At 41.4% G+C, this 24,072-nt stretch carries 23 protein-coding genes and 2 pseudogenes; 19 read left to right on the top strand and 6 right to left on the bottom strand.

Annotation, left to right across the window (positions count from 1 at the left end; all coding sequences use genetic code 11):
• Nucleotides 1-99: 99 nt before the first annotated feature.
• From asnB to JV16_RS10815, 4 genes are all read left to right on the top strand, one after another.
• The gene (gene asnB / locus JV16_RS10800) at nt 100-2,016 is read left to right on the top strand and encodes an asparagine synthase (glutamine-hydrolyzing) (protein ID WP_042535814.1); all 1,917 of its coding nucleotides are present in this window, start codon (nt 100-102) and stop codon (nt 2,014-2,016) included.
• A gap of 269 nt (nt 2,017-2,285) precedes the next feature.
• Nucleotides 2,286-3,770, top strand: coding sequence for a type I restriction-modification system subunit M (locus JV16_RS10805; protein WP_042535858.1), 1,485 nt, complete (start codon nt 2,286-2,288; stop codon nt 3,768-3,770).
• Nucleotides 3,760-5,013, top strand: coding sequence for a restriction endonuclease subunit S (locus tag JV16_RS10810; RefSeq protein WP_052135726.1), 1,254 nt, complete (start codon nt 3,760-3,762; stop codon nt 5,011-5,013). Before JV16_RS10805 ends, JV16_RS10810 begins: the two co-directional genes overlap by 11 nt.
• Nucleotides 5,010-7,964 (top strand): type I restriction endonuclease subunit R, encoded by a 2,955-nt coding sequence (locus tag JV16_RS10815; protein WP_042535815.1) that lies wholly within the window; start codon nt 5,010-5,012, stop codon nt 7,962-7,964. Before JV16_RS10810 ends, JV16_RS10815 begins: the two co-directional genes overlap by 4 nt.
• Nucleotides 7,965-8,006: 42 nt before the next feature.
• Here the strand turns inward: JV16_RS10815 and JV16_RS10820 are convergent, their stop codons facing one another.
• Complete coding sequence (locus tag JV16_RS10820; protein WP_042535817.1) at nt 8,007-8,735, bottom strand: M48 family metallopeptidase; 729 nt, start codon at nt 8,733-8,735, stop codon at nt 8,007-8,009.
• A 326-nt stretch (nt 8,736-9,061) separates the two neighbouring features.
• Here JV16_RS10820 and JV16_RS15795 point away from each other — a divergent pair, with 326 nt between their 5' ends.
• The 3 genes from JV16_RS15795 to JV16_RS10835 all read left to right on the top strand — a co-directional run bounded on the left by JV16_RS15795 (nt 9,062) and on the right by JV16_RS10835 (nt 10,816).
• Nucleotides 9,062-9,235 carry a hypothetical protein gene (locus JV16_RS15795; protein WP_167333732.1) on the top strand — a complete coding sequence of 58 codons (174 nt, stop codon included), beginning with the start codon at nt 9,062-9,064 and terminating at the stop codon, nt 9,233-9,235.
• Between the two features lie 7 nt (nt 9,236-9,242).
• A complete protein-coding gene (locus tag JV16_RS10830) occupies nt 9,243-9,584 on the top strand; it encodes a type II toxin-antitoxin system PemK/MazF family toxin (RefSeq protein WP_042535821.1) in 342 nt (113 codons plus the stop codon).
• A 362-nt stretch (nt 9,585-9,946) separates the two neighbouring features.
• Entirely contained in the window at nt 9,947-10,816 is an 870-nt protein-coding gene (locus JV16_RS10835) for an Rpn family recombination-promoting nuclease/putative transposase (protein ID WP_042535823.1), read from the top strand.
• Between the two features lie 75 nt (nt 10,817-10,891).
• On the opposite strand, the pseudogene JV16_RS16200 reads toward JV16_RS10835, so the two are convergent.
• Nucleotides 10,892-10,973: pseudogene (locus tag JV16_RS16200) on the bottom strand (winged helix-turn-helix transcriptional regulator); the annotation flags it as partial.
• A 359-nt stretch (nt 10,974-11,332) separates the two neighbouring features.
• Nucleotides 11,333-12,250: an Rpn family recombination-promoting nuclease/putative transposase gene (locus JV16_RS10840; protein WP_042535826.1), complete on the bottom strand. Its 918-nt coding sequence runs from the start codon at nt 12,248-12,250 to the stop codon at nt 11,333-11,335.
• 368 nt (nt 12,251-12,618) lie between these two features.
• Between JV16_RS10840 and JV16_RS10845 the strand changes: the two genes are divergently transcribed.
• The gene (locus JV16_RS10845) at nt 12,619-13,533 is read left to right on the top strand and encodes a DMT family transporter (RefSeq protein ID WP_042535828.1); all 915 of its coding nucleotides are present in this window, start codon (nt 12,619-12,621) and stop codon (nt 13,531-13,533) included.
• Nucleotides 13,534-13,548: 15 nt separating this feature from the next.
• Here the strand turns inward: JV16_RS10845 and JV16_RS10850 are convergent, their stop codons facing one another.
• A complete protein-coding gene (locus JV16_RS10850) occupies nt 13,549-13,854 on the bottom strand; it encodes an AzlD domain-containing protein (protein WP_042535830.1) in 306 nt (101 codons plus the stop codon).
• A complete protein-coding gene (locus tag JV16_RS10855) occupies nt 13,844-14,533 on the bottom strand; it encodes an AzlC family ABC transporter permease (RefSeq protein ID WP_042535832.1) in 690 nt (229 codons plus the stop codon). The genes JV16_RS10850 and JV16_RS10855 overlap by 11 nt, the downstream gene beginning before the upstream one ends.
• A 126-nt stretch (nt 14,534-14,659) precedes the next feature.
• Between JV16_RS10855 and JV16_RS15800 the strand changes: the two genes are divergently transcribed.
• Entirely contained in the window at nt 14,660-14,836 is a 177-nt protein-coding gene (locus JV16_RS15800; RefSeq protein WP_167333733.1) for a hypothetical protein, read from the top strand.
• On the top strand, nt 14,833-15,591 hold the full coding sequence (locus JV16_RS10860) for a serine/threonine protein kinase (RefSeq protein WP_042535834.1): 759 nt from the start codon (nt 14,833-14,835) through the stop codon (nt 15,589-15,591). The genes JV16_RS15800 and JV16_RS10860 overlap by 4 nt, the downstream gene beginning before the upstream one ends.
• 14 nt (nt 15,592-15,605) lie before the next feature.
• On the opposite strand, the gene JV16_RS10865 is transcribed toward JV16_RS10860, so the two are convergent.
• The gene (locus JV16_RS10865; RefSeq protein ID WP_035063022.1) at nt 15,606-15,935 is read right to left on the bottom strand and encodes a helix-turn-helix domain-containing protein; all 330 of its coding nucleotides are present in this window, start codon (nt 15,933-15,935) and stop codon (nt 15,606-15,608) included.
• 180 nt (nt 15,936-16,115) lie between these two features.
• Between JV16_RS10865 and JV16_RS10870 the strand changes: the two genes are divergently transcribed.
• The 9 genes and pseudogenes from JV16_RS10870 to JV16_RS10905 all read left to right on the top strand — a co-directional run bounded on the left by JV16_RS10870 (nt 16,116) and on the right by JV16_RS10905 (nt 24,071).
• A complete protein-coding gene (locus JV16_RS10870) occupies nt 16,116-17,126 on the top strand; it encodes an asparaginase (protein ID WP_035063012.1) in 1,011 nt (336 codons plus the stop codon).
• Nucleotides 17,127-18,536 carry an aspartate ammonia-lyase gene (aspA, locus tag JV16_RS10875; protein WP_021094318.1) on the top strand — a complete coding sequence of 470 codons (1,410 nt, stop codon included), beginning with the start codon at nt 17,127-17,129 and terminating at the stop codon, nt 18,534-18,536. It abuts the gene before it with no gap.
• A 33-nt stretch (nt 18,537-18,569) separates the two neighbouring features.
• Nucleotides 18,570-19,985 (top strand): NAD-dependent malic enzyme, encoded by a 1,416-nt coding sequence (locus JV16_RS10880; protein ID WP_035063011.1) that lies wholly within the window; start codon nt 18,570-18,572, stop codon nt 19,983-19,985.
• Nucleotides 19,986-20,012: 27 nt separating this feature from the next.
• Nucleotides 20,013-20,165: pseudogene (locus JV16_RS15310) on the top strand (ATP-binding protein); the annotation flags it as partial.
• Between the two features lie 566 nt (nt 20,166-20,731).
• A complete protein-coding gene (locus JV16_RS10885) occupies nt 20,732-21,292 on the top strand; it encodes a DUF3990 domain-containing protein (protein ID WP_035063010.1) in 561 nt (186 codons plus the stop codon).
• The gene (locus tag JV16_RS10890) at nt 21,267-21,494 is read left to right on the top strand and encodes a hypothetical protein (protein WP_042535836.1); all 228 of its coding nucleotides are present in this window, start codon (nt 21,267-21,269) and stop codon (nt 21,492-21,494) included. The genes JV16_RS10885 and JV16_RS10890 overlap by 26 nt, the downstream gene beginning before the upstream one ends.
• Nucleotides 21,495-21,618: 124 nt before the next feature.
• Complete coding sequence (locus JV16_RS10895; protein ID WP_042535838.1) at nt 21,619-22,182, top strand: class I SAM-dependent methyltransferase; 564 nt, start codon at nt 21,619-21,621, stop codon at nt 22,180-22,182.
• 91 nt (nt 22,183-22,273) lie between these two features.
• Complete coding sequence (locus JV16_RS10900) at nt 22,274-23,341, top strand: glycosyltransferase family 4 protein (protein WP_042535840.1); 1,068 nt, start codon at nt 22,274-22,276, stop codon at nt 23,339-23,341.
• Nucleotides 23,331-24,071, top strand: a complete 741-nt coding sequence (locus JV16_RS10905; RefSeq protein WP_021094312.1) for a HipA family kinase — start codon at nt 23,331-23,333, stop codon at nt 24,069-24,071. The genes JV16_RS10900 and JV16_RS10905 overlap by 11 nt, the downstream gene beginning before the upstream one ends.
• Nucleotide 24,072: the final 1 nt, after the last annotated feature.

A 24,072-nucleotide genomic window follows, 5' to 3' on the forward strand; every position in this document is an offset into this window, starting at 1 on the left:
ACAATCTCAAAAAATCCATAATTTCTCCACATTTTATTGTTTTAATATGTTAGAGGAATGAAAATATCGCAAGCAGGTTTCAGGAGGAATAAAAAGTTCATGTGCGGTTTTATTGGTTGTATTCATGATCATCCAAGAATCATTGATGAAAAATGGAAAGAAACGTTTCAAGAAATGAATGATATCATTACTCATCGTGGTCCTGACGATGGTGGTTATTTTTTTGATGAATATGTGAATTTTGGATTTCGACGTTTGAGTATTATCGATCTTGAGACAGGGCACCAGCCATTGTCCTATGAAAATGAACGATATTGGATCATATTTAATGGGGAAATCTACAACTATGTGGAATTGCGAGAAGAATTGCTTGCAAAGGGATATAAATTTACTACTCATTCCGATACAGAAGTCATTATTGCTCTTTATAGTGCTGAAAAAGAAAAAGCTGTAGAAAAGCTTCGAGGTATGTTTGCTTTCGTCATCTGGGACAAACAAGAGAGAACGATTTTTGCGGCACGTGACCCGTTTGGCATAAAACCATTTTTCTATATGGAACAGGGCGACCGTACGTTTTTTGCTTCCGAGAAGAAAAGTATTTTGCTAGCTCTTAAAAATGATTTATTAGACTATGATTCACTGCAGCATTATTTAACATTCCAATATGTACCTGAACCAATGACGATGTCTGTTGGTATTAAAAAGTTAGAACCGGGTCATTATATTAAGAAAAAAATCGGTGAAAAATTAACCATTCATCGCTATTGGAAAGCCAAATTCCAACCTATCATCAAATCAGAAGATGAACTTGTCAAAGAAATTCGCAACGCGCTGTTCGATTCCGTGCAAGTGCATATGCGCAGCGATGTGCCGGTAGGTTCGTTTTTATCAGGAGGAATTGATTCATCCTTCATTGCAGCAATTGCTAAACAATTCAATCCTAATATCAAGACATTTTCTGTCGGCTTTGAGCGGGAAGGCTTCAGTGAAATTGATGTGGCAAAAGAAACAGCGGAAAAGCTGGGCGTTGAGAATATTAGCTATGTCATTTCACCAGAGGAATATATGGCGGAATTACCGAAAATTATGTGGCATATGGATGATCCACTTGCCGATCCTGCGGCAGTACCGCTTTATTTTGTTGCCCGGGAAGCAAGAAAGCATGTAACGGTCGTTCTTTCCGGTGAGGGAGCTGACGAGTTATTTGGCGGTTACAACATTTATCGTGAGCCACAGTCATTGGAACTTTTTGAGCGAATGCCAAGTACGGTTAAATCAGCTTTGAGAGTGATTGCAGGGCTACTCCCGGAAGGAATAAAAGGAAAAAGCTTTATTGAGCGCGGTACAACACCAATGGAAGAACGATATATCGGCAATGCGAAAATGTATAGCGAGACAGAAAAACAAGAACTGCTAAAAGGATATAAGAGGGGATTAGAATATATATATATTACAGCTCCTTTTTATAGAGAAACAACTCATTATCCTCCTGTAAACCGGATGCAATATATTGATATTCATACATGGCTGCGAGGCGATATTTTATTAAAAGCCGACAAAATGACAATGGCCCATTCATTAGAGTTAAGGGTTCCATTTTTAGATAAAAAGGTATTTGAAGTAGCCGCCAAAATTGCTCCGGAAATGAAAACGACAAACAAAACGACGAAATATATTCTACGAAAAGCAGCAAAAGGAATTGTTCCAGATCATGTTTTAAATCGCAAAAAATTAGGATTTCCGGTGCCAATTCGTCATTGGTTAAAAAATGAAATGCATGATTGGGCGAAAAACATTATAAAAGAAAGCGCAACCGATCATTTATTTAATAAAGATGTATTGTATCGTTTACTAGACGAACATTGCAAAAATAAAGCAGACCATAGCCGAAAAATCTGGACCGTCCTTGCTTTTATGATTTGGCATCAAGTATACATGGAAAAGAAATACGATTTTACAAATATATATAGAAAAGACAATATATATAGAAAAGACAAGCTGTCGCTATTAATCTAATTTGACTGATTTTCGTTGCCTGTCTTCTATTGTCGGCCTCCAATCTTGCAAAAACTCCGGGGGATCGACGACAAATGTACCAATCCATAAAGATGATGGACTAAACTTAACCCCAGCTATGTTCAGATAGCTGGGGTTTCATATATTTGGGCATATGAGACATGATGTTCTTATTCATTGTTGTCAAATGACAGTAGTTTACAGTAGGAATTTTTGTTATGATTAAAGTTGTAAGAGATGAAAGAACAAGAAAAGACGGAGGCAGCACGATGAGCAAGTTAACGTTGCAGGAGCTTGAATCTCATTTATGGGAATCAGCAAACATATTGCGTGGTAGTATTGATTCTTCGGACTATAAGAACTATATTTTTGGCATGTTATTTTTGAAACGATTAAACGACGTGTTTGTGGAAACGGCTGAACGGATTGAAAGGGAAGAAGGGGAAGATTACGGTTGGTATGACCGTGATGAACATCAGTTTTTCGTTCCTGAAAAAGCACGTTGGAGCTATATTCAATCCCAATCCCAAGACGTTGGAGCAGTCATTAACAAAGCGTTTGAATTACTTGAAGATGAAAACCCTTCGCTCCAAGGGGTATTAGCGAACATTGATTTTAACGATAAAGAGAAGTTATCAGATAAAACGATTCTTCAATTAGTGCAGCACTTCTCGCAAATTGATTTACGTAACGAAAATTTATCAGAACCCGACATCCTTGGTCGTGCTTATGAGTACCTAATTAAGCAGTTTGCTGACGATGCAGGAAAAAAAGGTGGCGAGTTCTATACGCCAAGCCAAGTCGTTAAACTAATCGTCAAACTGATTAAACCTGAAGAAGGCATGCGTGTATGTGACCCAACCGCAGGGTCTGGAGGAATGCTCATTCAAGCGGTCGACTACATAAAAGAAAAAGGTGGCAACCCGCGCAACATTACATTGCACGGACAAGAGAAAAACTTAAATACGTGGGCAATTTGTAAAATGAACTTGTTGCTTCATGGTTTAAGCGACCATGAAATTAAAAAGGGCGATACGATTCGTGAACCAAAATTGTTAGACGAAAACGGCGAGCTTCTCTTATACGATCGTGTCATTGCGAATCCTCCGTTCAGCTTAAAAAACTGGGGACGTGAGGAGGCAGAAGCAGACGCCTTTCACCGTTTCCGCTTTGGTTTACCGCCAAAAAACGCAGGAGACTATGCGTTTATTCAGCATATGATCGCCACGCTCAATGATGAAGGAAAAGCGGGAGTCGTTATGCCGCATGGCGTTCTTTTCCGCGGCGGAGCAGAAGGGAAAATCCGTCAAGGCATTTTAGAAGAAGATTTAATCGAAGCGATTATCGGTTTACCAGCAAACCTTTTCTACGGAACAGGCATTCCAGCTTGTATTCTTATCATCAACAAAAACAAAGAAGAGCATAAAAAAGGAAAGGTTCTTTTCATTGACGCATCACACGATTATCAAGAAGGAAAAAATCAAAACGTTCTTCGTGATGAAGACATTGAAAAAATCGTCAGCACATACGATGCATGGAAAGATGTGGAGAAATACAGTCGTGTCGTGACACTTGAAGAAATAAAAGAAAACGACTACAACTTAAACATTGCCCGCTACATTGACACAACCGAAGAAGAAGAACAAATCGATGTGGCAGAAGCCCTTCGCCAACTTCGCCAACTCGAACAAGAGCGGGAAGAAATTGAAAAGGTGATGTATGGATATTTGAAGGAGTTGGGGTATGATGGGTGAATTGAATTGGAGACGTGTGAAATTAGGTGAAATTTCAGATATTTTAATAGGCGGTACTCCTTCGAGAAAGAAAGGGGAATATTGGGATAAGGATCTGAAAACTGATAATCTTTGGGTTTCAATTTCTGATTTACAAAGTAAATACATTCAAAACACTAAAGAACGGATTACCGATGAAGGGATACGAAACTCAAACGTAAAGTTATTGCCAGAAAATACTGTAATAATGAGTTTTAAGCTCACAGTTGGAAAAGTTGCTATTACTAAAAGACGATTATATACAAATGAGGCGATTGCTGGTTTCTTGCCAAAACAACAGAATACGTTTTCTAGTGAATATTTGTATTATGCTTTAAGTAATTTAGATTACAAAGATTCTTTAGATGTTGCTGTTAAAGGACAGACATTGAATAAAGAGAAATTAAAAAATTTAATTATAATGTTACCCTCTCTTTCCGAACAACGCAAAATCGCAGCGATTCTTTCTTCTGTTGATGAAGCGATTGAGAAAACCGAAGTGATCATCGAGCAAACAGAAAAAGTGAAAAAAGGGCTTATGCAACAGTTGCTGACAAAGGGAATCGGACATACGAAATTTAAAAAGACGGAGATTGGGGAGATTCCTGAAGAGTGGGAAGTGTTAAAGATACAGGATTTTGCATTAAAAGTTACGGATGGAGAGCATAAAACCCCTAAGCGTACAGAATTTGGAGAACTCCTCTTATCAGCACGAAATATCAGAAATAATATGCTCGATTTGTCCAATGTTGATTACGTCTCTCAAGAGGAGTTGGAAAAAATAACAAAAAGATGTAACCCTGAAGAGGGAGATATCCTTATTTCTTGTTCTGGTACTATAGGAAGAGTATGTGTTGTACCGAAGGGAACGAAGTTTGGTTTAGTACGAAGTGTTGCATTAGTAAAGATAGATAAAAACACTACAAATTCAAAATTTTTGATGTATGCACTCCAGTCTCCAAATCTTCAAAAACAAATGATGTTAAATCAAAGCCAGTTAGCTCAAGCCAACTTGTTTCTGCGAGATATAAATAATCTTAAAGTACCGTTTCCATCGCTTGAAGAGCAAGAAAAAATCGCAAAAATAATTGAAACATTTGATTTAAAGCTTACGTTTGAAACTCAGAGATATCATGAACTTAATAAAATCAAAAAATCCCTAATGCAAACCCTACTCACAGGCAAAGTCCGTGTGAAAGTCGATGATGAGGTGATGTCGCAGTGACCGCCGCAAGTGAATGGAATGAGTTAAATCTTGTAGAAAAACGTTTGATCGAGCAGCTTCAAGAGTTGGGCTATGAGCATGTCACAGGCTCAGCTCTTGAGTCTGAACGTGATTCATTAAGTGAAGTGATTTTAAAAGAACGGTTAAAGAAAGCGATTCAACGGTTAAATCCGTGGATCGATGAGAACAACCTTGCCCGCATCATTTACAACTTGACTCATATCGAAGCAACGGGGCTTATGCAAGCAAATGAAAAATTTCATGACATGCTTGTGAATTACATTTCCATCCAACAAGATGTAGGAAAAGGGAAAAAAAATCAAACGGTGAAACTCATTGATTTTGATAACCCTTATAACAATGAATTTCTTGTCGTTGACCAATTCCGCATTCAAGATGCAAGGGGTTCGATTCGTCCGGATGTTGTCATTTTTGTAAACGGATTGCCTTTGGTCGTCGTCGAATGTAAAAGCCCGACGCTACAAGAAGATGCGCAAATTTCAAAAGCGGTCAATCAACTGCGCCGCTATCAAGAGACGCATGAACAACTGTTCTACTATAACCAATTTATGATTGCGACAAGTAATTATCGAGCGAAAGCAGGAACAATTGGTGCGAAAGTACAACATTATAGCGAGTGGAAAGATCCGTATCCAAGAACGGTGCCTGAACTTGGCGACTCACCTACGAAACAAGATATTTTAGTTGCAGGGATGTTAGCGAAAGAAAACTTGCTTGACTTGATTCAAAACTTCATTGTCTTTGAAGTAGATGGTGGACGTGTCATTAAAAAAATTGCCCGTTATCAACAATTCCGTGCTGTCAATAAAGCGATTCAGCGCATTTTACATGCAAAAACACCAAAAGATCGCGGCGGGGTGATTTGGCATACGCAAGGTTCAGGTAAATCGTTAACAATGTTATATTTAGCCGTCAAACTGCGACGAATCAAAGAGTTGCAAAACCCAACGATTGTCGTTGTGACTGATCGGAAAGACTTAGATGACCAAATTACAAAAACATTCCGTAAGTGCGGCTTCCCGAATCCGCAACAAGCGGAAAGCGTTAAAGACCTTAAAAGGCTATTACAACAAGGACCTGGTTCCACGATTATGACGCTTGTGCAAAAGTTCCAACCAGACAAGGAGCAAGACGAGTATCCAGAACTTTCAAGGTCGGAAAATATTTTTGTGCTAGTCGACGAGTCGCACCGTACGCAATACAAAGGTTTAGCGATGAACATGCGGAAAGGATTGCCGAATGCATGCTATATCGGTTTTACAGGAACACCGATCGATAAAGAAGATAAAAGTACAACACGAACGTTTGGCTCTTATATTGACAAATATACGATTGAACAAGCGGTCGATGATGGGGCTACTGTTCCAATTTTCTATGAAGCGCGAATGGTTAACCTTCATTTGCAAGGCGAGTCACTAGATCGCTTATTTGATCGTAAATTTAGCGACTATAGCGAAGAAGACCGTGAGCGTATTAAAAAGAAATATGCAAAAGAAGAAGCAATCTTAGCCGCTCCGAGCCGCATTGAGCAAATTGCTTTAGATATTGTAGAACACTTTGAAAATTATATCTTACCAAACGGTTTTAAAGCGCAAGTGGTTGCGGTGAACCGTGAAGCGGCGGCGATTTATAAACAAAAGCTTGATGAACTCATTAATGGAAAATATGAAACAGCATTAATTATTTCAACAAGTCCCGAAGATAAAAACAATGAGTTATTAAAAGACTACTCCCTTTCTCGTGAAGAAGAAAAACAATTAATTGAACGATTCAAAAAGCCGTTTGAAGAAGACAAACTAGCGATTTTAATTGTTTGTGATAAACTCCTAACAGGCTTTGACGCTCCAATCGAACAAGTGATGTACTTAGATAAACCGTTAAAAGAGCATAACCTTCTTCAAGCCATTGCCCGTACAAATCGTACGTATGAGGGCAAAACGTATGGGCTTATTGTTGACTACTTTGGGGTATCGAAATTTTTAGAGAAGGCGCTCGCGATTTTCTCTAAACAAGATATTCAAGGAGCGCTGTTGCCGATTGAAAGCGAGTTGCCAAAGTTAAAACAAGCCCATCGAAAAGCAATGAGCTTTTTTGACTATATTAACCGAAGCGATGCCGATGCGTGCGTTCAAGTATTAGAGCCTGAAGATGTGCGTCATGAGTTTGAAAAAGCGTTTAAAGAGTTTTCTAAACGAATGGATATGATTTTACCGAACCGTGAAGCTTCTCCATATGTAGAAGACTTAAAGTTTTTAGGGAAAATACGGCAAATGGCAAAAACGTTATATCGTGACGAACAAATGGACATTTCCGAGTGTGGCGAGAAGGTCAAACAATTAATCGCTGAGCATTTATATGCACAGTCTGTCGAAATCATCCATGAACCAATTGATATTTTGTCGAATAAGTTTGATGAGCGGTTGGAAAAAGCTCCTTCAAAAGAGGCGCAAGCAGCGGAAATGGAACATGCGATTCGTCATGAAATTAAAGTGAAGCTCGAAGAAAACCCTGTCTATTACACATCGTTAAAAGAAAAACTCGAGCAACTCATCGAAGCAAGACGAAAAAAAATGATGGACATTGCGGAATTGGTAGACAAGCTACGCAACATGGTCAACGATATGAGAAATGTCAACCAACAAGCGCAAAATCTCGGCTTTACACGAGAACAATATCCATTCTATCAATTGTTCCAACAGCTTCTTCCAGATGAAGAACATAAAGATGCGATCGATGCGTTGACGCATCTTGTAACAGACATGATTGCCGAGGAAAGTCAAGTGATTGATTGGGTAAATAAAGAAGATGTCAAACGGGAAATGAGGAAGAAGATTAAGAAGCAGTTGCGGGCAAGCGTCATCCCGAAAGATCAGTTAGAAAACGTCACGCAACAAATTATGTCGTTAGCGATGGTTCATTATAAACGATAAACGTATGAAAGCCTCCTACTAATCTAGGGAGGCTTTCGTCATTTACAAAGTTAGCGTTGGGCCATTTACACGCAACCATTCTTTTCTTTGCTCATAGTCCGACATGACAGATTTAATAAAATGCCAAAAATCATTCGAGTGATTTGGATATTTCAGATGTGCTAATTCATGCACGAGTAAATAATCGATAATCGGCACAGGTGCCATCATAATTCTCCAGTTTAAATATATCGCTCCTTCGTTCGTACATGTTCCCCAGCGCATTTTTTGTTCTTTTAATTTCATTTTTGTGGGAGTTACTCCCATTTTAGGGCAATACACGTTTAACCGTTCTTGTAGTTTTATTTCTCCGTGTAAAATGTACCAATCTTTGAATGCTTGTTGGAAAAATGAGATTCTTTCTTCTTCTGTGATATGGGGTGGCACCGTGGCAATAAATTTCCCTTGTTTAAACATAAGAGTTGGCTTTGTTACTTCTTCGCTTTTATATACTTTTAACCGATATTTACGCCCTAAATATGCAAATTTTTCTCCGCTTACGAACTCTTTCGGAGTAGGGGGATGAGAAATTTGATTTAACGCTTGCCATTTATCAATAATCCATCCGGCTTTTTTATAAAGAATGGAATGTAATTGTGAATCCTCGATCCCCTCAGGAGCGACTACCTTCACTCCCTCTAGCCATTCAACTGATATCGTCACATCCTGCTTTTCTGGCTTATACTCTATTGCATAATCTATCGTTGTTTTGCCGTATTGAAAGCTAGGCATACAATACATACTCCTTTAATCGTTTGATTGTCTCTCATTTTATCCTTGGGAAAGCAAAAGGTCAATCGTTGAGTTGTTCGTTTATGGGAAAGGGGCGACAAGACAAAATACTCATCAAGAATTATCACAGAATGTTTGAGAGTTGATCAAGAAGCCATTTCAGCCGCATTTCGTATGCGTAATGGGTGCTTTTTAAATTTGGATGATGTGATGATTGAAAAGATTATATGTGGGGATGGAGGGGTTAATATTGTATGAAATAAATATTTTTTATGGTATAATCTCCTTAAAATAAGCATATAATAGCCTCTCAAGGAGGCGATTGTATGTGGCGGGAGGAGGAAAAGGAAATGGAAGCTGCTTTAAAGAAAAATTCATACAGAGGATTGTCATTAAAGTCTAAGAAAAATGTAATTAAGCCTAAAGTCAAAGACGGAAAACTATTGTTAGACAGAAAAAATCCTTTACACAGATATATTTTTAATGATGGGGAGAATTAATTAATTTATGGCTCATTTTGATTTTGGAGAGGTTTACTGGATTGAAAAATCTTTTGATGACGATCCTGAACAGTCTAAACTCAGACCTGCGATAATTGTTGGAAAAGAAAACGATGATTTAATTTTAGTTGCTACAACAACTCAAGGTCCAGAAGATCCTCCAAAACCATATGATCAATTTAAATTTCCTATTTTAAATTGGCGTAAAGCAGGTTTGACAGAGCCTTCATGGTGTTTATGTTTAGTGTTAATTGAATTACCAAAAGAAGCGTTACAGAAATGTATCGGGAAAATGGATGAAAGAGATTATGAGATATTGTTAGATTTTTTAGAAACTGTACATGGTTAGTTTGATCGATAAAAAATGAGATATATTTTTGATTAATCAGTCGTCATCAGATGACTTTTTATTTTTATATAACCCATGGTGCTAGTTGAGCGTTAGTACTCAACTAACACCACGAGTAAATTCTAATAAAAATAAAATAGAATGTGAAGTGGTTCCTCTTAAAAGTCGTCGAGCCACTTAGTGGAGGTCGCTGGTTCGAGCCCAGTCGGAATCATCACAACCCCCGAGTTCTCTTAGAGAGCTCGGGGGTTTTTCGTTGTATTTAACCTCTCCTCTCGACTGCCACAAATGTTTTCGTATGCAGGAAAATAGTCGATGTTGTCGAATAAAAACATCGAAACGATTGTATGCGAGGTGACTATATGTCCATTGACCACGATCGTCTGTTTAAAGAGTTGATCCAAACGTTTTTTGAGGAGTTTATTGTTCTCTTTTTTCCGGCGATGCACGAGCATATCGATTTTCGCCACGTCTCGTTTTTATCCGAGGAACTGTTCACCGATGTGACGGCAGGGGAGAAGTACCGCGTCGATTTGCTTGTCGAAACGAAGTTAAAAGGGGAAGATGGGCTTGTGATCGTGCACATCGAAAACCAAAGCTACGTCCAACCATCGTTTCCTGAACGGATGTTTATTTATTTTAGCCGTTTGTTTGAAAAATACCGTAAAAACATTGTACCTATTGCTGTATTTAGCTACGATACGATCCGCGACGAACCATCGACATTTACCCTCCAATTTCCATTTGGCCACGTGCTTGATTTTCGTTTCTTCACTGTCGAATTGCGCAAACAAAACTGGCGAAATTACATCCGAAATGATAACCCCATTGCCGCTGCATTGTTGAGCAAAATGGGATATACTGAAAGTGAACGAGTAGAACTGAAAAAACAATTTTTACGCATGCTTGTCCGATTGGAATTAGACGAAGCGAAACAACGATTACTGTTTGGCTTTTTTGAAACATATATCAAACTATCCGATGAAGAAGAACGAAGACTAAGAAGCGAGGTGAATGAAATGGAGACGAAAGAAAAAGAACAAGTGATGGAATTAATTATTTCGTATGAACAAAAGGCGTTAGAAAAGGGAAGAGAAGAAGGAATGAAGCAAGGAATAAAACAAGGAATGAAGCGCCTTGTACAAACGATGGCGAAAAAAGGGATGAGCGTAAAAGATATTGCGAACGTCACGGACCTTTCGGAAGAAGAAGTGGAGCGGTTGTTGGAGTAGGGGGGACTGTCGTCGACCTTTTTGGCGACGACAGTTTTTTGTTTTTACAATGAGTAGGTGCCAATATGATGTTCGCTTGCCGTTTAACACACTCCCTTTTAACGCCGTGAATTTATCGCCATACACTTTCGTAATTTGCTTTTCTCCCCCATGCACATGATTGAAAATGCGTCAATATTTGATTTTTCACTCACAGAAGAAGAGATGGAATGAATTGATAGCTTGAATAAGAACGAGCGAGTGGGTTCAGATCCTGACCATTTCGATTCTTAATGAAAAAAGTCAGCGCTTTTGTCGCTGGTTGAACTTGTTTGGCAGTGAATACTCCTCAAGAATTAGCACAAATTCATACTTGCGTACATATGAAAGGAACGCACTTTCCTATGGCAGTAACGATTTTTGTATTTATCATTTCTTTTTTACGACCGTGGAGAAAGAAAAAATGGCCGATGGGAAAGCAGGTGTAAGAAGTGCCCTTGCATGTTCGTAAGGGCACTCCCTTAAAAAATGTCGAAATTAATCGCTCAATCGTTCTCGTATTTCCTCCTCTGTCATATCGAGAATATGGGCAACGTCTGTTATATCCATTCCTTTTTCGAGCATTTTTCGAATCGTTTCATTTTTTCCTTCTTCTCGCCCTTGTTTCAATCCTTCTTTCAATCCTTCTTGCCTTCCTTCTTCCCGACTGCCGCGAATGTTTGAGAGTTGATCAAGAAGCCATTTCAGCCGCATTTCGTATGCGTAGCGGTTTTCAGGGTCGACACTTAAGTTTTGCCATTCTTCTAGCGCTTCTAAAATGTCTTGTTCGTTCATGGCGATTCCCTCCAATTCGCGAAACATCTCTTCATCCATTTTTTTCGTTCGTCCATCGACAGCGGACAACATCGTGAGCCATGGCCATTCGGGTGATTGCTTCACTTCTCTCCGATATTTCTTCCATTTTACCATAAATTGTGACAAGTCGAGTACATGAAATTCAAGGTGATTGCTCCAAAGAAATTGTTCTTCATCTTCACGAATGTGAAAGACGGTATGGAAGCGGTCGGTTTCATGTGGGAAAAGTGGGTAATTTAAGATGGCGATCATAATCGTTGGAGGAAGGGTGTCGTACCGTTCTCCTTTCGATAGTGAAGATGAAAACAACCGTGCCCAGTAATACAACAGCCGTTCAGGCATACCGTATTGTGGGATGATTTGAATTTCGATATGAATGCGCTCGCCGCGATTTGTGCGGACGATGACATCTAACCGTCCTGTTTTTCCATCTTCTGTTTCTTTCGTTAGTTCGGTGTTTTCAAACTGCACATCGACGATGCGGTCATCGCCGGTTCGATGTAGAAGCGCATTTAAAAACGCCATGGTGATTGACTTTCTGCTTGGGTGACCAAACAGTTGCTTAAACATAAAATCCATTTTTAAATCGAGGTATTGCATATGGATCATCCTTTCGTAGAATGTAGGGGACAATTTGATTAAAATCGGGAAATAAGGGAAATGCAAAAGTGGAAAATTGAATTTTGAGGAGAATTTTTATGGCAAACGGAGTGAAAAAGCGAGGGATGAACCATTTTTTTTCGTTGAAAATTCAATTTTTGGAGGGAAAGGGATCGTGATTAAAAGAGAAAAGAAATCCCAACTGTTTAAAAACAGTCGGTGAACGACCAACCATATTTCAATGATGTCATTAAGGAACATCAACAAAACTACACAATATATCTTGAAAATAAAAAATAGAAAAGTCAAAAAAATTTGATACAATGAAAAAATGAACAGAGGGGAGTCCTAAGACGGAGGGAGAAAAGATGAGGCAAACGTTTTTCGGTTCGTTGTATTTGTCGCTCGCTGCTAGCATTTGGGGTGGAATGTATGTCGTTAGTAAATATGTGCTCGATTACGTTCCGCCATTTACGCTCGTATGGCTTCGTTATGCGATTGCTTTTTTTGTATTATGGACGATTTTACGACTAAAGCGCATCCCGATGCCAAAAGGAAAAAACGATTGGAAACCGATCATATATATTGGAGTTGTTGGATACGTTCTTTCGATTTCCTTACAGTTTGTCGGGACGAAATGGTCGGATGCGCACACGGCTTCGCTTATTACGTCAGCAACGCCTGCTTTCATCGTCATCTTCGCTCGCTGGATGTTGAATGAGACGATGACTCTTAGGAAACTAAGTGCGTTGTTACTCGCAACAGCAGGGGTTGTTGTTGTCGTTGGATTTAGCGAGGGGGAGGCGACTTCGTTTTTCGGGAACGTCTTACTCGTTGGAGCTGCGGTGACGTGGGCGCTTTTATCTGTGCTCGTCAAAATCGCATCTGCGCGCCTTTCCGTATTAGTAATCACGACGTACGCGATTTTTGTCGCTTTCATTGGCACAACGCCGATGATGGTATGGGAATGGTCGGAAGGGATGTCACAAACGTTTTCGTTTTCGGTCGTGCTCGGGATTTTTTATCTTGGGATTGTGTCGACGGCTGGGGCGTTTTTTCTTTGGAATAAAGGAATGGAAATGATGGATGCTGGGGTCGGTTCGCTCTTTTTCTTTTTCCAGCCACTTGTCGGTTCTTTGTTCGGCTGGCTGTTTTTGCATGAGCAATTACATGTCTCATTTTGGATTGGTGGAACGTTCATTATTGTTGCAGTGGTCATGGCTGTTTTGGAGAAAAAAGGAGTGGAAAGCGAACGGCAAAATGAAGAAAAAGTCAGCGTGTGATGCGCTGACTTTTCACTATGACACCATCGTATATACGGTTAACACAAGGACAGATATGAAGACGACGCCCATGACGTTCGCGCCGAGCCATGCGGCAATGACGGCACTTACAAAGCCGAGGATGCCAAATACCGGATCGTCTTGAATGAGAAAGATGCCCGGAACAATTAAAGCGCCGAGCGTGGCGTATGGGACGTTGCGCAATACACCGCGCCAAAACGGCGGCAAGTGGATGCGATGAAAAACCGTCAATGGAAGCATGCGCGGAATGTATGTCACGATGCCCATGCCAAGAATAATGAGAAAAAGGTTATTGTGCATATTCCGTCTCCTTCCTTTTTTCTACAATCCATTGGATACATATAGCCGAAACGATTGTAGAGATGACGATCGCCCATCCTTTCGGGACGTTGAGCCATAATAAAAGCGCGCAGTTCATGAGACCAGAGCACACCGCAAGCCAAAGCGCCTTTCGTTCTGTTTTGACGGCAGGGACTAATAGCCCGACAAACATCGCATACAAGGCGACAGATAAGCTCACTTGTACGTTTTCCGGCAAATACCCGCCAACAATATGTCCGATGGCCGAATGGACGACCCAACTGCTGTAGGAAATGAAAATGAGTCCGAACATATACGAAGCAGAGATCGTTCCTTCTTTCATGGCGGCGACAGAAAACGTTTCATCTGTAATGCCGAATGCGTATAGTGCTTTTTTCCAAAGTGCGTCATGTTCAGCTTTTTCATTGAGTGATGCGGACATTAAAAAATGCCGAATGTTTAAAATAAACGTCGTTAAAATGATTTCAAACGGACCGGTGCCAAGAGATAGTAAATTGAGCGAAATGTATTGCGCCGCCCCCGCAAATACAATCATGCTCATAAGCGTCGTGTCCATAAGCGACAGCCCTGTTGATTTCGCTAACAAACCGAACGTAAGCGCAACAGGCGCATATCCAATCGCAATGGCTACTCCTGATTTTACTCCGTCGCGAAACATGTACATCCCCCCTTCTTCTGTATTTTCATAAAATTTTTTCTATTTCGCAAGGATATATTTTGAATATGAAACTTTTTTCTTATTTTTTCGTATAGTAAGCTATCCGTGATGAAGGGGATGATAACTATGTTGAAAAAATTGCTTGACATGCTTTTACACAAAAATATGCACAAGCATCGTTACAGCAGTAGCGATCGTTATACGTACCGTCCGCATCGCCATCCGTCGCAATACGGCTATAAGCATTATAAGAAAAAACATCATAGCCACAGCATTTTCTCTAGCTTTTTTGGCAGTTCATGATGTTTGTTGAAAAGCCGTATCGAGAAGGAACGGTCGTAAACGGGCGATACACGATTCAAGCACTGCTTGGAGAAGGAAGTTACGGTATGGCGTATGTGGCGCGCGATGAAGAAACGAAGGAGCTTGTCGTTTTAAAACAGATGAAGCGGGCGAAAAAAAAGAAGCGGCGCGCATCGTTTGAACGAGAAGCGCTCATTTTAAAAAAGCTCAATCATCCACAAATTCCGAAGTTGTACGACTCGTTTGACGTGCGCGGCACGTTGCATCTTGTCATGGAATACATTGAAGGAGATACGATGGAGACGCTTATTTTTGATAAAAACAAAACGTACGATGAAAAAGAAGCGTTTTCACTATTGGCGGATGTGTTGCGTGTCGTGCAATACATTCATGAGCACGGCATTGTACATCGCGATTTGCGCATCCCAAATATCGTTTTTCGCAACGGGGTTGTATATGTGCTCGATTTTGGACTTGCGCGCTTTTTATCCGAAAAAAATGAACGGTTGTTTACGCTTGAACAGCGACTGCGGCGAACGATTGATGTAAAAAGCGACATATACGCCCTCGGTCATTTTTTATTGTTTTTATTGTATTCTTCTTATGAACCGACAGCGGACAAAGAGAAAAGTTGGGAAGACGAACTTTCCTTGTCAAAAGAAGCGCGCTATGTGTTGCGGCGCATGTTGCAGTTGGATTTGCCGTATGCATCTGTTGCGCAATTGGCGCGCGATGTTGCTGATGTAATTGGATAGGCGTTGTATGGCGCCTATTTTTTATTTTCGATGTCGCGTTTTGCGCGGATGAAGGCGATGAGTTGAATGATTTCGTCTTCCGTCACGGCTTCACCGTCTACTGTCAGTCGAACCGTCGGGAGAGTGAGCTCGATCGACGGTTGTTCCTCGTCTGTTGTCCCGAGTAAGTAGTCTGTTGTTGTGCCAAACAACGTTGCCAGCTCCTTGACCGCTTCGAGCGACGGCTGGCGATAACCGGACTCATAGCCTGCGTACGTGCTTTTAGCAATATTTAGCTGGTCGGCAATATATTGCAGCGACCATTGCTTTCTCTTTCTTAATTCCGATAGTCGTTTTGAAATCATCATGTTTCTCCCCCTTATTGCTGTTCGCGAAATGAATAAAAACACTTGTTATTTTCTTTTTTCCTAAATATAATTGAAATGAATGTACGCGAATCGCGAACGAATGTATTCATAGTTTACACTACATGACACAAAGAATACAATAGATGACTTAAAATCGCCATATTTGAGGTGACGATGATGAAAAAAATTTTGTTGCTTGCGACAGGCGGCACAATTGCTTCGGTGCCAAGTGAAGAAGGATTGACACCGAAACTAACCGCAAAAGAATTAACAAGCTACATTACGATCGACAATCAGCCGTATCGGCTACATAGCCAAATTTTAATGAACATCGACAGCACAAACATGCAGCCAGAACATTGGCGCGATATTGCTGAGGCGATTTATACACATTACGATCAATATGACGGTTTCGTCGTCACACACGGAACGGATACGATGGCTTATACGGCAGCCGCGTTATCATATATGATCCAAAACAGCCACAAACCGATCGTGTTGACCGGTTCACAAGTGCCGATCGGTTTTCCGAAAACAGATGCGAAAAAAAATATACGCGATGCGCTTCGTTTTGCGTGCGAAGACGTCGGCGGGGTATTTGTCGTCTTCGATGGGCGCGTCATTTTAGGAACGAGAGCGGTAAAAATGCGGACGAAAAGTTACGACGCGTTTGAAAGCATTAACCATCCGTACGTCGCCTACATTCATGGAGAAACGATTGATTATCAATATGAGTTTCCGAAGCCGAGCGGAAAACTGCAGTTTGATGCGTCGCTTTGTCCGGATGTGTTTTTGTTGAAGCTTCATCCGGGCACAAAGCCAGAAATATTTGATTACATTCGCCATTTATATCGCGGCGTCATTATCGAAAGCTTCGGAAGCGGCGGCGTGCCGTTTCAAGGGCGGAATTTGTTGCCGAAAATAAAAGAACTGATCGACGATGGCATGGCCGTCGTTATTACGACGCAATGTTTAGAAGAAGGGGAAGACTTAACGTTATACGAAGTCGGGCGAAAAGTGGCGCAAAATACGGTCATTTTATCAGGCGATATGAATACGGAAGCGATCGTGCCGAAGCTCATGTGGGCGCTAGGAAAAACGACGAATTTGCTTGACATAAAAAACTTGATGGAAACGCCAATCGCAAATGACATGACACAAAAACAAGAAGAAAGTTGGGATGCGTAAATGATGCAAACGAAAGCCGTACGAATCGAACGAGATTTGCTTGGCGAAAAAGAAATTCCATACGACGCATATTACGGCATTCAAACGATGCGCGCGGCAGAAAACTTCCCGATTACAGGGTATCGATTGCATCGCGAACTTATTCAGGCGATGGCGATCGTCAAAAAAGCGGCCGCGCTTGCGAACATGGAAACGGGTCAACTCGATGCGCGCATCGGTCAAGCGATTGTCAAAGCGGCAGAAGAAGTGATCGCAGGACAATGGCACGATCAGTTTATCGTCGACCCGATTCAAGGCGGCGCAGGAACGTCGATCAATATGAATACGAACGAAGTGATCGCGAATCGCGCACTTGAATGGTTAGGGGAGAAAAAAGGAAGTTACCATATCATTAGTCCAAATACGCACGTCAACATGTCACAATCGACAAACGACGTGTTTCCGACGGCCATTCATATCGCGGTGTTAAACATGGTGAACCAATTGCTTCAAACGATGGAGCATATGCACGATACGTTCGCTGATAAAGCAAAACAGTTTGATCACGTCATTAAAATGGGACGGACGCATTTACAAGATGCCGTTCCAATTCGGCTCGGGCAAGAATTTGAAGCATACCGCCGCGTCGTGAAGCGCGATATGGAGCGCATTGCGCAGTCGCGCCAACATGTATACGAAGTGAATATCGGCGCAACGGCGGTAGGTACAGGATTAAATGCCGATCCGGTCTATATTGAGCGCGTCATTTTTCATCTCGTTCGTTTGACCGACTTGCCGCTTGTGCGCGCAGAACATCTCGTTGATGCGACACAAAATACAGATGTGTATACAGAAGTGTCGGCTGCCTTAAAAATATGTATGATCAACATGTCGAAAATCGCTAACGATCTTCGTCTCATGGCGTCTGGTCCGCGCGCAGGGCTTGGGGAAATTACATTGCCTGCTCGTCAACCGGGATCGTCCATTATGCCGGGAAAAGTGAATCCGGTCATGGCGGAAGTCGTAAATCAAGTGGCGTTTCAAGTGATCGGCAACGACCAAACGATTTGTTTAGCATCGGAAGCAGGGCAGCTCGAGTTAAACGTCATGGAACCTGTGCTTGTGTTTAATTTGCTTCAGTCGCTTCATATGATGGACAACGTGTTTCGCGTGTTTACCGACTACTGCTTAGCTGGCATTGAAGCGAATGAAGAAAGATTAAAACAACATGTCGAAAACAGCATCGGCGTCATTACAGCAGTCAATCCGTACATCGGCTATGAAGCGGCATCACGCATCGCAAAAGAAGCGCTTCGTACCGGAAAATCGGTGCGTGAATTATGCCTCGAGCAAAATTTATTGAATGAAACAGAGCTACGTGCTATTTTAGACCCGTATGCGATGACAAGTCCAGGCATTGCAGGAAAATAACACGAATCGACAAAGAAAAGGAAGGTACATACGATGTCAAGCGGAGCAAACATGCACATTACTATTCGACTACAATTTGCGAAAAACGTTGTCGCTTTTAGCGACATTGCGACAGCGATCGGACAAGCTGGCGGGGATATTGTCGGTATCGACGTCATTTCTTCAAGCAAAACACATACGGTGCGAGATATTACCGTCAGCGTTCTTGACTCCAAACATGCGGACGTAGTTGTCGATACGTTGCGAAAAACGACAGGTGTCAAAGTCATTCACGTTTCTGACCGCACGTTTTTAATGCATATCGGCGGAAAAATTGAAGTGAAATCGAAAATTCCGATTAAAACGCGCGATGATTTAGCGCGCGTGTACACGCCGGGTGTGGCGCGCATATGCACGGCAATTGCGGAAGATCCGACGAAGGCGTATTCGTTAACGATTAAACGAAATACAGTGGCGGTCATTTCCGACGGAACGGCCGTATTAGGACTCGGAGATATTGGACCGTATGCCGCGATGCCGGTCATGGAAGGGAAGGCGATGTTATTTAAACAGCTTGCGGGCGTCGATGCGTTTCCGATTTGTTTAGATACGAAAGATACGGAAGAAATTGTGCAAATCGTCAAAGCGATCGCCCCAGCGTTTGGCGGCATTAATTTAGAAGATATCGCCGCACCACGTTGTTTTGAAATTGAAGAACGATTAAAACAAGAGCTCGACATTCCTGTCTTCCACGATGACCAACATGGAACAGCGGTCGTCTTACTTGCAGGGTTGTTAAATGCGTTAAAAATTGTAGATAAAAAAATTGAAGACATTAAAGTCGTATTAACAGGCATTGGTGCTGCAGGAATCGCCTGCACGAAAATATTGCTTGCGGCTGGTGTGAAAAACATTATCGGTGTCGATCGTCAAGGGGCGATTCATCGCGGTGTACAATACGACAATCCGTATTGGAACGAATATGCGCAATTAACGAATCCAGAAAATATGACAGGCTCTCTTTCCGACGTCATCGTTGGGGCGGACGTATTTATTGGCGTATCCGCACCGGGCATTTTGAAGGTCGAAGATGTGAAAAAAATGGCGAAAGACCCGATCGTTTTTGCGATGGCAAACCCTGTTCCAGAAATTGATCCAGAGCTTGCCGAACCGTACGTTCGCGTCATGGCGACAGGGCGTTCAGACTATCCGAACCAAATTAATAACGTCCTTTGCTTCCCAGGCATTTTCCGTGGGGCGTTAGATTGCCGCGCCATCGAAATTAACGAAGAAATGAAGCTAGCAGCAGCCGAAGCGATCGCCTCTGTCGTCACCGACGAAGAATTAAGCGAAACATACATTATCCCAAGCGTCTTTAACAACAAAGTGGCTGAACGCGTGCGCGAAGCTGTCATGAAAGCTGCATACAAAACAGGCGTCGCCCGAAAAGACGATATGATGTTCCGATAAAAACATGGCGTCATTGCGCCATGTTTTTTCGTTTCAAGTATCACAACGAAGTCGTCAGGGACAGGATTAGGATTAACGATCGTCAAACGAATTATTGAAAACCATGGCGGAACGATTGCGCTTCACGACAGCTCGGAACAAGGAACGACGTTTGTCATTCGTCTTCCGATTCACAGATAAAAACAGCATATTTATGGTTTTGTTCATCATTTCACAACTGTCGTCGACCTCCAATCTTGCAAAAAACTCGGGGGATCGACGACAAGTTGTTTTTGGGGATTTTTACATATGTAGCAAGGAATATAGACTATTGACTGAATTTTCGAATATGGGTATAATGTTACTGTATAGCTTTTCCATGTGATGATCCATCAACACTTTTTGGGGTTTGTATCGTACCTATGAGGAATTGAAACTGATGTGAACCTCGCTTCCACAAGCATCGCATGTCCTCGTTTGTATCATACCTATGAGGAATTGAAACACAGAAGACGAAGAAATGATGGCAATCGCTAAACGTTGTGTTTGTATCGTACCTATAAGGAATAAAACAAAAAAGTCAGCGACTAACACGCTGACTTCTTTTTCTTTTTATTATAAATTGTGGCAAGTAGAGAGTAAGAAATGAAAATATGAGTATAGAATTGAAAATTCATGTCGATTCATGAAAGCAATGAATAAAAAGGAATTTTTTTTATTTTGTCGAATATTGCAACATGTTATCATACATTGAAGGGGAGAGAGGGTTGTTAAATTGTTTTAAGAAAAGTTTTCATGGAACAATTGATGTGTACGCTTATAGTATTTTGGAGAATATAGATATAAAGAAGGGGAGATACTTTACTGATTTTGGTCAAGGTTTTTATGTTACAAGCAGTTATGATCAGGCGAAGGAATGGGCAATGAAAAAGTATAGGGATCATCTAAATAGCATTTCTGAGCCAAAGCCTGCGATTGTGCAATTGTGGTTAGATGTTGAAGCATTAAGTCGATATGTTAAAAGCGGATTAATTTTTGAAAGACCTGATGACAAATGGAGTGAGTTTATTTATAATTGCCGTAAATACGGTAGAAAAAATGCGATGTATCATTCACATGATTTTGTATGTGGTCCTTTGGCTGATGGGAAAATTGTTCCTCTGATGAACAAAGTGGAAAGAAATGAAATATCATTATTAGAGTTTAAGCGACACATACTCCCGAGAGGAAACATTGTAAATCAACTTTCTTTGCATACTGAGGAAGCTTTGGCATACGTACTTCATAAGGAGGTGCATATCATTGAAACTTTTAAAATATCCTCTTGATGAACTTGATCTTGAATTTATTTTAGAAATTCAGAACAGATTAAAACAACATTTCGGCGACCGTGCGTCGATTATTTTGTTGAATTCAGGATTGTTAGAACGAATAGTAGAGGATCCGGATTACGTTTACCATTACGATGAAGCGTATTGGGTTGAGCGAATCAAGAATAATTATGAGTCAAAACAAAATACTGTGTCGTAAAGGAGCTTATTTTTCATTCAATAAATGAAGCTCCTTTTGTTTTGACTTGTTGTTCAGATGACAAACATCGAAAAAAAGAGTAAAATACGGATGTGGGTATAAAAAAGAAAAGGACGGATGATTCATGGCAGGGAATCGATTTCATCATTCGAAAGCAGAGAAGTTGTTGAATCCGAAAAGGAGAGAACTCATTGCTCCAGAGGAAGTCGTTTCGTTATTGCACATCAGCGAACGGGATGTCGTGGCGGATTTAGGGGCAGGGAATGGCTATTTTACTGTCCCGATAGCGAAAGTGGCAAAAACGGTATATGCGGTTGATGTACAACAAGAAATGCTCGCTTCCCTACAGCAACATGCAGAAAAAGAAGGGGTAGAAAACATTGCTTACATCCTAAGCGATGTGACCGCAACAACGATTCCATCGCAATCGGTTGATCAAGGGCTGATGGCGTTTGTTCTTCATGAAGTGGCCGATCGGGAAGCGGTGTTTGCGGAAATTGCTCGCATCATGAAACCGAACGGTGCGTTTCTATTGATTGAGTGGGAAGCGGTTGAAAGCGACATGGGCCCACCGACTCATGAACGCATTCCTTCGCAACAGCTGATGGACGAGGCAAAAGCGGCATTTGCACATGTCGAGCTCGTTCATTTTCACCCGAGCGTATATGGAATCGTGATGAAAAAGTAGTCATCTTATTGTCGATGGCTATTTTTTTATAAACTTTCCTCCCTTCGCAACATACAGTAATAAAAGAGCATGCGATGAAGGGGGCTGAGGTGTGAACATTTTAGTCATTTGGCGGTTGTTGACGGTTGGTGGGGTGAATGCGGGCTGGCGCAATCGGGCGATCTATTTTAAAAAACATGGGATCGCGATGGACTTTTTATATACAAAAGACCTTGGTGGCATGCATATGATGGAAGACGTCGCAAACGTTTACGTCATGAAAAAGAAAAATGACATATACGATCTGTTACAAAAACGATATGATGCGATTATCGTCGTCGATACGAGCCAAGCGTACGATTGGTTAAGCGATGTCGGGTATCGTGGACCGATTATTGTCGAGGCGCGCACACCAGAATTGTTAAAATTGAAGCGAAATTTACAAGGGATTGAAAAAGTGACACTGCGTCAATTTATCGTTCCGTCTTTTTATCAAAAACGTCTTCTTTCCGTTTTGAGCGACGAACGAGCACCGATTACGGTCATTTATAACGGCTTAGATGCTTCTTTTTTTCGCCCGATGGAGTGCGATGATGTCCCGGATAAAAAAATTGTTGCGTACGTCGGACGGTTAGATGGGCGTAAAAATTGGCGTGCGTTTTTACGAATCGCCTCGTTGTTGCAAAAAGAGCGCGATGATGTGGAATGTTGGATCATTGGCGGACAACATAGTGTAGATAAAGAAGCGTTTGAAACGGAATGGAAGGAAAAACAGCTGACACCATTTGTGAAATGGTTTCCCGTTGTGCCGTATCAACAAATGCCGAATATGTATGCGAAAATTCGTCAATCGGGCGGCTGTTTATTAGCGACGACGAAAGTCGAATCGTTCGGAAATACATTTATTGAAGCGATGGCGTGCGGCGTGCCTGTCGTTGCCCCGCGCGTATCGGCAATGCCGGAAATTATCGTTCACGGAAAAACAGGATATTTATTTCGCGAGCATCATACGCGCGGTGCGGTTCGTGCGATCGCTGAAGTGTTAGACGACAAACAACAATATGCTCATATGAGCGAAGCTGGGCGAGCGCATGTGCTCAACCGATTTACGATCGAACGTTGCGCCCAAACGTATGTCGACTTATTACACAACATCGTGAGGGATATACATGAAGTATGAACGGACATTTGCGCAACATAAACATAATTCCCATCTTGTCACTTTTGACGATGGCAAACGGTATGTCGTGAAATGTTATGATGCGAAAAAACCGAAGGCGCTCATAAACGAATGGCTCGCTTATCAAATCGCAAAATATATGAACCTTCCAATCCCACACGCCCGTCTCGTTTCTTTGCCTCATACGCTTTTGCCTATTCCAGACGATACGACCGTTATAAAAACAAAAACGCAATTTGCGAGCGCGTATATCGAAGGGAAAAACGCCCACGAAACGACGATCGAACATGTTGAAAATGGATGGCAATTGGCGAGCGTCATCGTTTTCGACTATTGGTTGTACAATCGCGATCGGACGAGAAAAAATGTTATCATCGAGCAACGAGAGGAAAGGCAAACGTTATGGATCATCGATCATGCCGACATATGTGGTTGTTCGGCGTGGACGGTTGAACAATTAAAACAGTTGCCGCAAACGATTATAGACAGCAAAACACATCGCATGATGGCGTCGTTTACGACGGTAGAACAGTTCGAACAAGCAATCGCCATCATTCAAACGATGCCGACGCTTTTAATAGAAGAAATGATGAAACATATGCCAGAAGATTGGGACATTACGGAAGAAGAAAGAAAGCAGCTCGTTCATACGCTCGTTTATCGGCGCGACCATCTCGTTCCCCGTCTCATTCGCAAATTTTGCAAACAACTTTGGCCTGAGCTTGTATAGC

The organism is Anoxybacillus ayderensis (assembly GCF_000833605.1).
Classification (GTDB): Bacteria; Bacillota; Bacilli; order Bacillales; family Anoxybacillaceae; genus Anoxybacillus; species Anoxybacillus ayderensis.